Source organism: Burkholderia sp. MBR-1 (assembly GCF_013822785.1).
GTDB lineage: Bacteria > Pseudomonadota > Gammaproteobacteria > Burkholderiales > Burkholderiaceae > Burkholderia > Burkholderia vietnamiensis.
In genome coordinates, this window is record NZ_CP053612.1 from 84,956 (window position 1) to 98,358 (window position 13,403).

At 60.2% G+C, this 13,403-nt stretch carries 13 protein-coding genes; 9 read left to right on the top strand and 4 right to left on the bottom strand.

Translation table 11 applies throughout. The features are described from left to right. Window positions 1-88: 88 nt before the first annotated feature. Genes MBR110_RS30100 through MBR110_RS30115 form a run of 4 tightly spaced genes read right to left on the bottom strand, consistent with a single transcriptional unit; the run spans window position 89 to window position 6,891 of the window. On the bottom strand, window positions 89-3,355 hold the full coding sequence (locus tag MBR110_RS30100; protein ID WP_181709977.1) for a conjugal transfer protein TraG N-terminal domain-containing protein: 3,267 nt from the start codon (window positions 3,353-3,355) through the stop codon (window positions 89-91). Between the two features lie 8 nt (window positions 3,356-3,363). Further along, complete coding sequence (locus MBR110_RS30105; protein ID WP_181709978.1) at window positions 3,364-4,905, bottom strand: conjugal transfer protein TraH; 1,542 nt, start codon at window positions 4,903-4,905, stop codon at window positions 3,364-3,366. Between the two features lie 16 nt (window positions 4,906-4,921). After that, window positions 4,922-5,887: a conjugal transfer protein TraF gene (traF, locus tag MBR110_RS30110; RefSeq protein WP_181709979.1), complete on the bottom strand. Its 966-nt coding sequence runs from the start codon at window positions 5,885-5,887 to the stop codon at window positions 4,922-4,924. Next, window positions 5,863-6,891, bottom strand: coding sequence for a hypothetical protein (locus MBR110_RS30115; RefSeq protein ID WP_181709980.1), 1,029 nt, complete (start codon window positions 6,889-6,891; stop codon window positions 5,863-5,865). Before MBR110_RS30115 ends, traF begins: the two co-directional genes overlap by 25 nt. Before the next feature lie 129 nt (window positions 6,892-7,020). On the opposite strand from MBR110_RS30115, the gene MBR110_RS30120 reads away from it, so the two are divergent. From MBR110_RS30120 to MBR110_RS30160, 9 genes are all read left to right on the top strand, one after another. Then, entirely contained in the window at window positions 7,021-7,596 is a 576-nt protein-coding gene (locus MBR110_RS30120) for a lytic transglycosylase domain-containing protein (protein ID WP_181709981.1), read from the top strand. 11 nt (window positions 7,597-7,607) lie between these two features. Then, window positions 7,608-8,030 carry a hypothetical protein gene (locus MBR110_RS30125; RefSeq protein WP_181709982.1) on the top strand — a complete coding sequence of 141 codons (423 nt, stop codon included), beginning with the start codon at window positions 7,608-7,610 and terminating at the stop codon, window positions 8,028-8,030. Continuing rightward, a complete protein-coding gene (locus tag MBR110_RS30130; protein ID WP_181709983.1) occupies window positions 8,030-9,289 on the top strand; it encodes a GspE/PulE family protein in 1,260 nt (419 codons plus the stop codon). The genes MBR110_RS30125 and MBR110_RS30130 overlap by 1 nt, the downstream gene beginning before the upstream one ends. Continuing rightward, a complete protein-coding gene (locus MBR110_RS30135; protein WP_181709984.1) occupies window positions 9,286-9,972 on the top strand; it encodes a thioredoxin domain-containing protein in 687 nt (228 codons plus the stop codon). Before MBR110_RS30130 ends, MBR110_RS30135 begins: the two co-directional genes overlap by 4 nt. A 16-nt stretch (window positions 9,973-9,988) precedes the next feature. Further along, window positions 9,989-10,870 carry a disulfide bond formation protein DsbG gene (locus tag MBR110_RS30140; protein WP_181709985.1) on the top strand — a complete coding sequence of 294 codons (882 nt, stop codon included), beginning with the start codon at window positions 9,989-9,991 and terminating at the stop codon, window positions 10,868-10,870. A gap of 90 nt (window positions 10,871-10,960) precedes the next feature. Then, complete coding sequence (locus MBR110_RS30145; RefSeq protein ID WP_181709986.1) at window positions 10,961-11,332, top strand: hypothetical protein; 372 nt, start codon at window positions 10,961-10,963, stop codon at window positions 11,330-11,332. A gap of 3 nt (window positions 11,333-11,335) precedes the next feature. After that, entirely contained in the window at window positions 11,336-11,965 is a 630-nt protein-coding gene (locus tag MBR110_RS30150; RefSeq protein WP_181709987.1) for an OmpA family protein, read from the top strand. Next, the gene (gene traL, locus MBR110_RS30155; RefSeq protein ID WP_181709988.1) at window positions 11,962-12,240 is read left to right on the top strand and encodes a type IV conjugative transfer system protein TraL; all 279 of its coding nucleotides are present in this window, start codon (window positions 11,962-11,964) and stop codon (window positions 12,238-12,240) included. Before MBR110_RS30150 ends, traL begins: the two co-directional genes overlap by 4 nt. Before the next feature lie 44 nt (window positions 12,241-12,284). Further along, window positions 12,285-13,157, top strand: coding sequence for a TraE/TraK family type IV conjugative transfer system protein (locus tag MBR110_RS30160; protein WP_181709989.1), 873 nt, complete (start codon window positions 12,285-12,287; stop codon window positions 13,155-13,157). Window positions 13,158-13,403 lie beyond the last annotated feature (246 nt).

Genomic DNA, 13,403 nt, shown 5'->3' on the forward strand with positions numbered 1-13,403 from the left:
CGATGAACCTTTTTCTTTTGCTGCGCCAATCCACGCCCCGGGCTGTTGTGTCCTCCGGTTCCCCCGACCCTGCGAATCCGCGCAGCCTTTAGCCCCCGCCACCGATGCTTTGTCCATCGACGTTTTTCGCCGAAAAATCTTCGACGCTCTTTCTGACATCGCTTGCCGCAGGCGCCTTAGTAAACGACGGCAGCTGCGAATCCTCTCCGTGTACGGCCTTCTCACGTGCGTGGATCTGCTCCACCATTCCATCGTGCTGGATGGCGGTCTGCCGAGTCTTCTCGCTTGCCGAGCCAGCCGCAAAACCGGCACCAACCGAGTCCACTTTGCCGCCAACTCCCGCCGCGCGAGCCCCAACCGAACCTTCCGTCAAATGCCGCGCGATCGGAGCATAATCACCCGCTTTAACCCCAAGATTTTTTGCACCGTCCGCCACAGCGGCAGGAACGGTTTTCTCAAGACCGCGCGTATTCGCCGACTCCCTGCCCGACAGCCCGGGTGTCATCGACGACCGCACGGCCTCGAGTTCCTGCGACGCACTAGCCAGGTACTGAGCGTTTTGGCTAATGGCCTTGCCTCCGCCCGGATACTGGATCGATCGCGCAACCGCGCCAGCCATTGCATACCCAACCGCCTGTTCTCCGGTATCGTTCGATTGCACCAGTTCAGAGGCATTACGCATCATCCGTCCCATGTTGTATGGCGTAAAGCCTTGGGTATCGACTCCGCGGAATGCCTTTTCCAGCAAAGCAGAGGACCTCGTGGAATCGTGGCCGGTAGCAATGCCGGCGATTCGGCCTGCGTCCGACCGCGCGGCGCTCAGAGCGGACTGTTGCACGTCTTGGGTCGATTGCTGACCCCTTTGAGCGAGTACCCCAAGGGAGACCTGAGCCTGAGCGGCGACATTGCTCGAGGCCTGAAGCGAGCGTTCCGAAGCCTGGACACGTTGATATGCCTCCGCCATTTGCTCAAACGCTCGTGCCGTCTCCGACGCGCTTTCTTGCCGCCTCGCCTCGCTCGAAGTACTCCCCTGCCTAACTTGTTGGCCGCCCTGACCATCGCTGGCGTGTCCCGATACGTCATACCCTTTTACCTCGGAGGTCCCGCCTCCGACAGTCGTCGATTTATTCATGCTCTGGGACACGTCAGCCCCTACGCCAGCGCCTATGTCGCCGCCGCCGCGTGAGGCACTTCCTCCATTGCCACCACCTCCAAAGATCCGGCCCAGCCCCAGCTTCCCACTAGCGCTCTCGCTCGTCGTCGTCTGATTCTGCATGTTCGATGAGTTCCTGAGCGTGTCCTCGACGCGCGCGCCGACCGAGCTCTTCACATCGTTGCCGACGTCCCATTTGCTCATCAACGAGGTCGTAAGTTGTGACGCCGCTCCCACACCATACTGCTGCGCGTACTGCCCAATCCGCTCCATAGCGGATCCCAATGAACGTTGATACGACGCTTGCGCCGACGCGCGTTCCGCCACACCCTGACCCAATGAAGTACTAGTCGAGACGCTTGCCATTGCGCCTACATCCGCTCCTGTCATCGCCACTGGCGCAGCGCCCCCAAGCAAGCCGCCCACGCCCATGCCCGCCGAGGTAGTTGCTAACCCACCACCTGATCCGCGAGACCATGAGGAGAACCCACTCCATGCGGTCCCGGTATTGTTTGCATACGCGCTCTCGATCGCGCCGGCGTTGGATGCTCGATCGACCGTCGGTGCCAGCCTTCCGCTGTCAACGTATTGCTCGCCATTCCCGGACGAACGGTTGGCGAGGCTGGTCATCGCGAAGATCGAGCCGGTCAGAACCGAGAAGGAGATAAGCGGGGCGGACGCCATCATCGATCCCGATGACGCCAACATGTTCGCGACGTTGTCGTAAAGGTGATCGATCTGGCTCGGGGCGAACATCATTCCGCTCACTCGAGAACCCCGGATCATCGAATTAAACGACACCTGCGTGTAGTAGCTGATGATCGCAGCGATCGGCATCCACGTCTGCGTCCACAGGCCGAAAAGAAAGTACATCACGTAGATCCGGACCGCCGCCAGACCCGCTCCGATCGCGATGATTGCCACGATTGGTGCAAGCGCCGCGAAGAGGAACGTCATGAGGTTCATCGCGCTCGTCATGAAGTTGACGAACATCGAGCCGCTCGCCGCCATACTGATGCGTGCTCGCTCGTAAGCCTCCCCCATGATCTGCTGGAACGCAGCCGCGGCATTGGGATTTGCATCCGCACGGATAGCGGCGAGCGCCGCCGGTGAGAAGACCTGGTTCATCATGAAGGTGTTCGCGTCACCACCGATCTGGGCCGCCAGGTTCTGGTAGTACTGCGCTTGGGTTTGATACGCTGCGTCCGGCCCGGTGTAGGTGGTGCCCGGCGTGTCCACGGTCGAATCGACCATTGCAGTGACCGTCGCCAGATCTTGCCCCATCGTTACCCCGCCGGGGCTGAGCATCTCGAACACCGGCTTGTTCTGGACGTACTGTTGCATTGAATTGACGAGCCCATTTGCGGCGGTCTGGCAGGGCACGAGCGCAGGCGACGCGGAAGGCACTGACTGATCAATGTAGACCGTATAGTTAAGCGGCTGGGAGAGCAGTAGGCCGGCAATGCCCGCGCCCGGAGCCGGCTTGTCGAGCTGCGTCATATCCAGCACCGAAGACTGATTCGCGCCCCCGGTCTTGCAGTAATGCATGAAGTTCAAGAGGTTCGTGCAGGTCGACTGGTGGACGTTGCAGTCGTACATCGTGCGCATAGCCAGCATGATCTTGAGAGGCTTCGCGAATCCATCCGTGCCCAACGACATGAAGTTGTTGTCGGAAGACGCGGTGCTAAACGCCGTCTCGATGCCGCTTGTCACGCGATAGTTGATCATGCCCGCGATGCCCAATGCGTACGCGACGCCAATCGGTACGTTGTCAACGTACAGCGGTGGCGAGCCGGCCGCCCCGTTGGCATTGAAGTACGACACGACGCGCACCGACGTGGTCGGGTAAAACATCAGTATCGCGATGATCATCATCAGGACGTACTCGCCGATCATCAGGCGCATCTTGAAGATCGAGTGCAGCAATACGCCGACCAGGCCGACGAGGGAAAGGGCAGACATCCCGCCAGCGATGAACGAACCTGCGACGTCGCCATGACCGAAGAGCATCGCGATCGCATTGAGTGCGGCGGCAATCGGCGCAGGGTCGCCCGCAGTCCACATCGTCGGGAAGTCAGACGATGAGGGCACCGTCCCGATGTTGCCGAGCGGGTCGGCGAAAGCGATCATCGGAACTGCAAGCGCACCCAGCCCCGCAATGTATCGCGCACCGTCGCGAATTAATCGTCGAATACGTATCATGTCGAACCTCACTTGTTCGAGACGGCAACGCGTGGCATGAGTGACTGCTGAACCTTGATCGCGTCGAGGATCCCCCGAACGCGCTCGAGCCGCTTGTTCGAGGTCTCACCGGCGTACCTCGACAACGCGATGTGGAACGTCTCGCGTGCTTTCTTGACGGAATCCGGCATAGACGAAATGACTTTTGCGCCATTACTCGGCTGAGTCGAACCGGGCACGAATGCCGTATCGAGAATCGTCAGAAGGCCTTTGCCCAGGGACACTGCCAGATCCTCGGCGGCCGCTTGTGCGATCCGGTTGTACAGTGACGTATCGGAGCCCGCCTGGTAGGCGTCGAGCAGCATGATCGAATAGTTTGCCGGCAGCGCGTGCAGGAACGCTGCCTGTGTCGGGTTGAGCGGCTGACCGTTCTGGATGTTGAAAATGATGCTGCCCGGCTGGATCACGTTGATCATCTGATCGGCGTTAACGTCGGCCGCCAACTGCGGTGCACTTCCCTGATCCCCCGCGAGCTGCTGAACGACGTAGCGAGTGGTCCCGGGGAAACCGAGGCCAGAGAATTCAAGATCCTTCTTGATGTGCTGGCAGGTTTTCGGGTCTCCGTCGGACCAATCGGTACAGTTGTACATCAGCTTGCTCGTGTTGCCGGGACCCGATACCAGATCGTCGAAGGTCAGGACCGGATCGAACGTCTGGGCCGGCAGACTCTGATCTTGGCCGGGGGAACCGGACGCATCAGCAGACGTCGTCGTCTGGATGACGTTCGTCCCGAAGATGCTCACCAGCAACTCCGTTAGCCCCAGGTTCCCTCCGAATATCCCGGGACTGGAGAAAGTCGACAGCGTGTTTTTCGTCATCACCGCGTTCACGACCACGTTTGCATAGTCGGTCGTCGAATCCTGCTGGGACGCGTTAGTTGATGTATTTCCGCTCGAGAATCCGGTGGAAATCGCCGTCATGAAATCGCTAAAGCCACCCTGTGCAGTCAATGCGTTCTGGTTCACCTCGTCCTTGGCCGTCCCGAGCAGCGGGATCAAGCCGTTGAGGCCGGGCGACTGAAGCGCGGTGCTGACCATCATCTTGCTGATTCGGCAGGTGTTCATCTGCGCGGAGTTCAGCTCCTGCATTATCTTCTCGAGTTTCGCCATGATCGATTCGCAAGGGTTGCAAATCGCCGAGATTGCGAGATGAACCAGATAGCCCGCTGCGTTCTGGATAATCATTCGCACCATAGCCTTGAACTGCTCCCCGTTCATGAACGAAAAGGAGCCAAGAAACATGTCGATGCCACCGCACCCAGCGTCGAAGTGGGGCGGGTCGAACGACATCACGGTAAAGGTATTGATCGGAGACCGAAGCGTAAAGTTGCCACCGAACGCACCGATGCCCATATCGTTGCCATAGGTCCGTGCAGCGGTCGTATTCCACATGACGTCCATTTGCGTCGATACGCCCGCGTACGCGATCGATGCCACGTACGGCGTAGAAAAGACCACGATCGCCAGTGCGGCCGTCAATTTCCTGACGCGCGCGCCAATTTTCACCTTCATCGTCGTTACCTCGCTTTTACTGCAATCGGCCCTGAATGGCTCTTTGCATCAGCTTCACCAGCACCTTGGGATCGTCGGAATCCGTGTCGTCCCGACGGATGGCAGCCATGTCCTGGGGCGTGAGAATGCCGCGTTTTTCCAGCTGCACTACGTCGGTCAATTCCTTGGGCACGAGCTGCTGATCGGCAGCTGCGAGAACGATCTTGTCCAGCAGTGCGTCCTCCGCCATGGCACCGTGCGCGACGACCAGGAACTTGTCGGGCGGGTGGACCAGCACCACCGCCGGCGTGACCGCCAAGTTCATCCGCGCGAAAACCTTCCGACCGGCGTCTGTCACAAACGCGTTCATACCGGGTAGCGGGCGCCCATCCAGCGAGATGTTCTTGACGACGAAACCAGTGCTCCTCGCGACACGCTGCAATGTCTCGAACTGTGCCGAGCAAAAGGCGCACTTGCTGTCGAAGAAGAACCAGAGGCCGGCGCGTTGCGTGAGGTCGGCCAGCACCTCTCTTTTCGCTTTCGCCACCGCGAACAAGGAGCTCCGCTTAGCAAACGTCGCCGCCGGCATCCGATACTCCTCGTTCAGGTAGGGATCCGACTGGACAACCTTCTGGCCCTGCGACGCAAAACCATCCGTCATATCGAGCATCATCCGTTGCGCGTACATATAGGCGGACACGTTGTCGACCGACGGGTCATTGATAGCTGCATCGAGCATGATCGGCATCTTTTTGCGCAGCCATTCAACCGAGAATGGCGCCGGCTTCGCTTCAGCTGATGGGGGGGGAGGCGGAGGTGGAGGCGGCGGCTCCTCCGCAATTGGCTCGGGCCTTGGGGGCTTCGGATCGTTGTAGAAGAACCAGCCCTGATCCTTGCGTTCGTAGTAGGCGAAATCCCTCCCGTCACCCAGTGCGTGGGTCGCGAACGAGAGAGACGAGAGTGAGACCGCGGCCGCGGTCAGTTTGCGAGCCAATGCATACATAGCTTTCGAATCTCACTTCCGACTTCGCTATCCAGCGCATCGGCCTCGGTAGCCAGTGCGAAAACTCCGTGCTTGAGCGTGCCGTTCATCTTCGAGCGGGACGGCGGGTCCGCGTTGCCTGCCTTGTCAGCAAGCAGCGGTGTGAACATGTGTTCTTGGGCAGACGGAAAACACCGGATCCCATGCATGTGTCTCCTGAAAGTCCCTTCGCAGCTCGGATGGAGCCGCTGCAATCTGTCGCGCCGGCTCCGGTCCACTGAAAACACGCGCAACTGCGAGCCATTCGGTGACTCATGGAAATCACAGACCCGGCCGAAGCGCAGCTCGAGAGGCTCAACCGGTGCGTAAAGGAAAAGCGAAGAGATCCACGCATCTAACGTTCGGTCGCTCGCGCGCAGGCGATCGAACGCAGCGACAGCGGCGGGATCGCGTCCGACGCGCTCGATGGACTCGGTGAAATCCAACGTGTTCGCCTTCTTGAAGAACTCCACGGGCGATACGGCAATAGCGTCAAAGATCCGTCGGTTTCCGTTTGAAAACCGCAGGAACCCGTTGATCACCGACATGGCCTGTTTGACTGAACTCGGCCGCGGCTGACAGCGAAAGGGGGTCCAATCCGTCCGCGTGAAATCTGCCTGCTCGCCGATCAGCGCGTCAGGGATCGCTTGCAGGAAGGCTACATATTCTTGGAGGTCTACGTCCGTGAGATTCGACAGGTGCTTGCCGCGCACCACGTAAAGCCAGAAGACGAATCGCTGGATATGTGCCCGGTAACTCGCAAAGGTGTTCTCAGTTGCCGGCCGGCTCTCTAGCCACTTGCCGATCGCCTCGATATCTCGCCTCGCACATGCTTCGGGAATGGCGACCGCCGTCGAGCAGACGATCGGCCAGAAGTTCTCGCGGACTACGTCGTGTCTCATCAGAAGACCTGTCGATAAAGAAATCGCATCCTGTTCAGTGAGCACGGAACCGCGCTTAACTTTTCGCCTCGGTTCCAGCGTCATTTCTGCATTTCGACAATCTGCTGCACACTGCCTCGCACGTTGGATCAACAAACGCGGGACGACGGCCTGATTGCAGGGAATCGATTATCACGGGCGGTCACTCGTATCACTAATGGTTTTGAACTCGGGATGAACGCATTCAAGGTCGCCTGTGTGTTTGGCTTTCTTGGCGCCGCCGCCGGCGCTTGCGCCCAGATTCCGCCCGCGGTAACCGTGGAAGGTGGCGCGCTCGCGCAATGCATCGAGCACGTTGCTCGCAAGTACGGGCGCGACCCCGGGCTCTACTACGCGATCGCACAGGTTGAGTCGTCAGGCTGCAAGAACCTCACACATCGAAACACGAACGGAACCGACGATATTGGATGCATGCAGATCAACTCATCGCTGCTTCCGTTCCTCGCGCAATACGGAATCACGCGCGAGGCGCTACGCAACGACTGGTGTCTAAACGTCCATGTCGGCGGATGGGTGCTTGAAGAAAAGATTCGCCGCTTCGGCCCGACCTGGGAGGCCGTCGGTGCTTACAACACCGCCTGCTCAAAGCTGAAGGGGCAAGCCTGTGTCGACTCCCGCATGAAATACATCTCGAAGGTGTCGGCCGCCTATCGGCAGTGGCTGGGGCGCAGCACGGCGACACACGTCGTGCCAACTCAAAACGCCGGCGGAGCCAATACGTTGCGTGTGAGTGAGGGGGCTGTCCAGTGAGCCGATTTTTCGTGATTTTGTTTCTGGCCGTCGCAGGCTATTGGGGTTGGTGCTACTTCGTGCCGGAAAAGGCCGACCGCATCGAGCAATTCGCAGGCGGCTGTAGCCGAACAACCGAGGTGATCGGCGGCGTCGTGCGTCCGTTCTCCGCGGATCTGGGAGACCTGATCTATGGCGCGCGGAACGACGCGAAGGAAAAGTGCGGACAAATGTGGTGGTGGGCTGGCGCCGGGCGCGCGGATCTTGACCATTTCTCCGATCTCGCCGGCAAGGCCGACCATCCGCACGATTATCCGCCCCCCGGTACTGGCGGCGCCCCTGCACCTGGCGCAACCCCCGCTTCAGGGGCATCCGTACCGGAAGCGAGTGGCCCGGCGTCCGGCGCCGCGTCGTTCAGTGCATTCCCGAATGCGTCCAACCCGAATTCATTGTGATGGACACGCTCAGCTTCGGCCTTCTCGTCTCGGACCCGACAAACGCCCCAGACCCTCGAACGCTTCGGTCCGCGCGGCAGTTCACGCATACGGATCGTGGTGACGAGGAAGTCGTTGCATTCTTGAACCACGTGTTTGTCGAGGCGGCCGATCTTGGCGCCTCAGACGTCCACTTCAGAGACGATCCGGCTTATACGACGGTGCGCTATCGAGTTGGGGAGAATCTGGTCGACAAGTACTACGTCGAGCGCTCCGCATCGCTAACGATCGATCTCAAGATACGAGCACGTGCTCAGTTGCCCGCAACGGATCGCGACACCCCCCTTGACGGCAAGTTCTGGTTCGACCTGGGTGATCGATTCCTCGAAGCACGTGTGAACGTCACGCCGCAAAGCAACGGCCAGACGATCGTATGTCGACTACTCGATCAGGCAAACGCCGCGCGCCGTATCGACGAAATTGAAATGTCACAGGAGGTTCGGGTTGCGCTGGCTAAGGCGCTTCGTTTCAAGGAGGGGGTCATCCTTGTCGTCGGGCCAACCGGTTCGGGCAAGACCTCGACGCTCTACGCCTGCCTGAACGAACTCAATACGCCCGATATCCACATTGCAACCGTCGAGGATCCAGTCGAGTACGCGCTGCCTCGGGCGTCGCAGATCAATGTGAATCCGAGCCGCACTTTCACCATGGCGCTGCGTGCACTACTGCGTCAGGATATCGACGTCGGTTTGGTGGGCGAAATTCGCGATGCTGAGACCGCCGAAACAGCGCTCAAGGCCGGGATGACAGGACACCTGATGTTGTCAACGCTGCACGCCAGCACCAGCGTGATTGGCATCAGCCGCATGCTGGACTTCGGGCTGGAACCGTACTCCGTTGGCGCATCGATGATCGCCATCATCGCACAGCGTCTCGAGGCGAGGATGTGCCCGCACTGCTGCCAGGAATATCGCCTAAACGATGACGACCTCGAACATCTCGCGCGCAGTCGCTACGACAGGAAGGGGCCCTTCTTTGTGCCGAATCCAGACGGCTGTCCGAAATGCCGACCAGGTGGTGAGAAGGGCAGAGTACCCATCATCGAAATGCTCGTCCGATCGACTGAAGTGAAGCGCGCAATCATTGCGCGCGATCTCGATGAAGTATCGCGGCTTGCCCGCGAGCAACCACAGTACCGGGCGCTCCCTCACGCAGCTTTCGACCTATCCTCACGGAGGCTTCTGAGCTTCCGTCGCGCTATGCAGGTAACGGCAGAATGAAGCTCACTCGACGAACTTTTCTAGCCGCCGCAGGTGGTGTCCTGATGGTCGCGCGTAGCGTTGGAACAGCGCGCGCGCAGAATTCTTCGGCTGGTGCGCCCGGCGCAATCGCGTCGGACATCGAACGCAACCTGACGCCCTATCTCGTGATAGGGGACTACAAGGAAGACTACGGCAAGGTCTTCATGTTTTTCATGTTCACTTGCCCGTACTGTCAGGCAAACTGGCGCGCATTGACCGGCTGGGGGGCGACCCTTCCTAAGTCCTACCGCTTCGTGGACGTCCCGATTATCGAGGACACGCCTGATAGCCGGGCGGCCGCCTTGGCGTTCTACACCGTCAAGGCCCTTGCCCCGAGCCGTCTGCTTGAATTCAAGGCTGCAGCGTACACGCGAGCGCAGCAGGGGCGCGCACGATCTGACGACTATGCAGCCATTCTGCGCGAGATGCGTCTGTCCGGCGACGACATCACGAAGTACCTAAAGACAGTAGAGATGCGAAGCCGCATCGACCGAGCGCTCCAGCTCGCCGGGCGCTATTCGGTCGAAGTGACGCCAAGCTTCGGAATCGGTGGGCAATACCAAACGAACGCGAACTTCACCAATGGCGATTACGCCCTTCTCGCACGCTTGATGGGCGGCCTCGTGTCGCGCCAGATCGAGCAGCGTCTCGTAAAAAGGTAACGACAGGAGCTCTTTAATGAAGGCACTTACTCTGGGCGCCGCGGCGCTCGTTCTGGGTTCGTTCGCGGGAATCGCGCGAGCGGCCGATACCTCGACAAGCCATGCCACCCCCGCGCCGGGCGTGCTCTCCGGTGACACATCATCCCCCAGCGCACCCGCTCAGCCGCTGAGTCCGCTCATTGCTCGGCTCACCAAGGGGATGACGGACGTCAAAACTTTCCCGACGCCCAACGGGATGATTGGTGTGATCGCGAAGGGAAAGGGCAAGCCGATCATGATGTATGTCGATCCGCGCGGAACAATGGTTGTGTACGGCCTTGGTTTTGATCTCGTCAAGAACACGCTTCTCGGCGCAGATCTCGTGCAGGCCGAATTTAACGTGCCCGCGGGAAAACTGACACCGCCCGCTGCTGCGTCGGGGGCGCCGGACAAGATCTCGGGCGACGCACTGGCACGCCTGAAAGGCGCGACCTACATCGAGACCGTGAGCGGCACCGGGCGGGGCCCGTTGATCTATGCGTTCGTCGAGCCGAACTGCATCTGGTGTCGCCGTGCGTGGCCGGCACTGAGCACCGCGCAAAAGACGCCCGGCTCGCTCCTCGCCAACGCGACGATTCGGTGGATCCCGCTCGCGTTTTCGGATGAGGCGTCGCAACAGGTCCTCGCAGCGCTCCACAGTGATGCGGACGGATTCGAGCGGCTCAATCTGCTTTTCAATCCCACCGCACCGGTCGACCCGCAGAAGGATCCCGACTACAAGAAGGTGACGTCCAATCTCTCCCTCTTCAGTAGCCTCGGTGACACTGGCACGCCCACCTTCTACGCGCTCGCTACACACACCGCGACGAGTGGCAAGCGCATTGAAGGCTGGGGCGGGCTCGAGCTCTTTCGGCAATAGCGCACGGTGAACGCACTGCAAAGGGTGTCCGCCCGGGTCCTTCGACAACGATTAAGCCGAGCGGTAGGCGCCGCGTTGCTCATCGGATGCATGGCCATCAGTGTGCATGTGGAACCGGCACTAGCTCAGGGTGCGGCGCCAGCGCATTCCGGTTCGTCACTGTCGCATCGGAGCGCGCACGAAGCGATCGGTAGCTTCCAGATTCGCCATCCCGCGATGACGGCACTTGCTTCGGTTCTCACGCTCGACTTGTGGCCGGCTCATTACGGATCCGACGCGCACGACCGCGGCGCGTACAGCGACGGATGGACGAAGGAGCAACTCGATCTCTTGCTAACGAAAGCCCGACCGGCGTTCGAGGCGTGGCGTTTCTTCTGGCGCGTGGTTCTGATCGGAGCTTTCATTTCTGCATTTCGCAAGCGGTTGCGACAATGGGCAGCGTCGATTTTCAGAGGGAAGTAGGCAATGCGCCATGACGAACATCGAATCAGTTTTATGCGGTCAGCTCGAATTGCCATGTGCGTCATGGCGCTGGCGGCATGCACGACGCAGCCTCCCTCGCCGTCGGTTGTTCAGTACGAGGCGCGGCGGGGATCCCTTGAGGAGATGTATGTCCCGAACATGTCGGACGTTGCGCTCATTAGCGAAGAGCCTCGTACCTGGATCTGGAAGGGCGCTCCCACCCTCAACCGATTCTCCGGATTTCGGTGGGTCGTCGAGCAGCCCGACATCGCAGGTATCGTGCAGCGCACGTTGCCGAAGCAATCTCGGGAGACCGCGACAGCGACAGTCAATTTCCGCTTCGACTCAGCGCGGCTCGACTCGGCGAACAAGAGCCGGCTCAACAGCCTCCCGGTTGACGTCGAGTCGGTCCGCGTCGATGGGCACACCGACGCGGTCGGCGGAGAGGGCTACAACGATCAGCTATCGAGCCGGCGCGCCGATGCAGTCGCGGACTATCTTGCGGTTCGCGGTATTCCCCGTGACAAGATCAAAACGTCCGGCCACGGCAAGGCCAATCCGGTCGCGTCGAACCGGTCGTCGAAAGGGCGCGCGCAGAATCGGCGCGCGGAAGTCACGGAGGAGTTGCAATGAAGCGCGTCGAGATCCCGCAGTGGATTGATTCCTTTCCCCAGATTATGTGGTTTGAGGTCGATGAGATCACGCCATTCATTTTCTGCTTCGCTGCGGGATCGCTGCTCCACATGACCAGCCCGATGCTGATCCTCGGTGTAGGGATCACGTGGCTGTACCTCAAGCACAAACGGAACTCCCTCGACGGCTCCCTGCTTCACATGATGTTCTGGTGGGGCCTGATGGCGTTGAACAGTGTCTTTAAGAACGGTCTGATCCGCGAGTACATCGAATAAATAGACCGCCACTCGAGCCGCAGACTTTCATGTGAAGCGAAATTATGAACCTCAAACGTTTCAAGTTGAATTGGGACACGATGGAGTCGCTCGCGCGCTCGTCGATGATTCTCAATTTGATCCTCGGTGTCGGCCTGCTGATGGCGATCGGGAAGATTCTGCAAATGCACGAGCGGATCGTCCTGACGCCACCGCATTTGACTGAGAAGGCGGAGATCGCGTGGAACGCCGCAAACGAGGGGTACATGAAGCCTTGGGGCCTGTTCGTCGCCTCGATGCTTGGATCGATCACACCGGGGACGTCGACCTTCATTCGTGACGCGCTGGAGCCTTTCTTCGATCCGGCGATTTGGCCGCAGATCAGCACCCAGATCATGTCAATCAATGACGACCCGAGTTACACACGAACCGGCACGATCAACGTCTTCACGCCGAAGGACCTCATTTGGGAACCTGGAACGCAGAAGATTTTTGTTCATGGAACGCTGGCGACTACCGCGTACCGAAATACCACGATTCCGCTTGCACAATTTGACGTGACCTACGAGATGGTGATGCAGATCAGGCGCGGGTTGCCGATGATTACCGGGTTCACCTCCTATATCGGCATGCCGCGAACGCTGAAGTGGCGCCTGACGCACGCTGCGGAGGTCGATGCGCTCGAGAAGAACGAAAAGAAGAGGCGCCAGAACTCGATCATTCCGCAGGACGCGGACCTTGCCCGCAAGGCTGAGGAGGCTGAGTCCGCGCGCGACGCCGCGGGCGCGTCGGCAGCGGCAGCCGCATCGGCGCCAAGCACAAGTGGCGCAGCCGCGGCGTCGAGCGCGGTCGCGCAGCCCGCAAGCGGTGCCCACCCGACAGCGGGCGCGACGGCCGCTGTCCCACCACCCGCTGCCACATCAGGAGAGAAGCTGTGAGTCGCCGTTACCTCGCCCGTGCCGTCGCGACGGCGCTCGCCGCGCCTGTCTTAGGATCCGCATTTGCGCAGATGCCCCCTATTCCGGCTGGGGCGCAGATCGGTAACAACAACGCGCAAGCGGTGCCACCCATCACGATAGCCGGCCCGGGTCAGTCGGTCATGCCGAGCACGACACCGGCCGTTGCGCCCGCCACAGCACGGTCAGCCGGACGGAACACGATCGTCACGACCACAGGGACGCTCG

What these genes read in the sequence shown, in the direction of transcription:
- MBR110_RS30100 (WP_181709977.1), bottom strand. Translation starts at nt 3,355, where the DNA reads ATGATACGTATTCGACGATTAATTCGCGACGGTGCGCGATACATTGCG.
- MBR110_RS30105 (WP_181709978.1), bottom strand. Translation starts at nt 4,905, where the DNA reads ATGAAGGTGAAAATTGGCGCGCGCGTCAGGAAATTGACGGCCGCACTG.
- traF (WP_181709979.1), bottom strand. Translation starts at nt 5,887, where the DNA reads ATGTATGCATTGGCTCGCAAACTGACCGCGGCCGCGGTCTCACTCTCG.
- MBR110_RS30115 (WP_181709980.1), bottom strand. Translation starts at nt 6,891, where the DNA reads ATGACGCTGGAACCGAGGCGAAAAGTTAAGCGCGGTTCCGTGCTCACT.
- MBR110_RS30120 (WP_181709981.1), top strand. Translation starts at nt 7,021, where the DNA reads ATGAACGCATTCAAGGTCGCCTGTGTGTTTGGCTTTCTTGGCGCCGCC.
- MBR110_RS30130 (WP_181709983.1), top strand. Translation starts at nt 8,030, where the DNA reads ATGGACACGCTCAGCTTCGGCCTTCTCGTCTCGGACCCGACAAACGCC.
- MBR110_RS30135 (WP_181709984.1), top strand. Translation starts at nt 9,286, where the DNA reads ATGAAGCTCACTCGACGAACTTTTCTAGCCGCCGCAGGTGGTGTCCTG.
- MBR110_RS30140 (WP_181709985.1), top strand. Translation starts at nt 9,989, where the DNA reads ATGAAGGCACTTACTCTGGGCGCCGCGGCGCTCGTTCTGGGTTCGTTC.
- MBR110_RS30145 (WP_181709986.1), top strand. Translation starts at nt 10,961, where the DNA reads ATGGCCATCAGTGTGCATGTGGAACCGGCACTAGCTCAGGGTGCGGCG.
- MBR110_RS30150 (WP_181709987.1), top strand. Translation starts at nt 11,336, where the DNA reads ATGCGCCATGACGAACATCGAATCAGTTTTATGCGGTCAGCTCGAATT.
- traL (WP_181709988.1), top strand. Translation starts at nt 11,962, where the DNA reads ATGAAGCGCGTCGAGATCCCGCAGTGGATTGATTCCTTTCCCCAGATT.
- MBR110_RS30160 (WP_181709989.1), top strand. Translation starts at nt 12,285, where the DNA reads ATGAACCTCAAACGTTTCAAGTTGAATTGGGACACGATGGAGTCGCTC.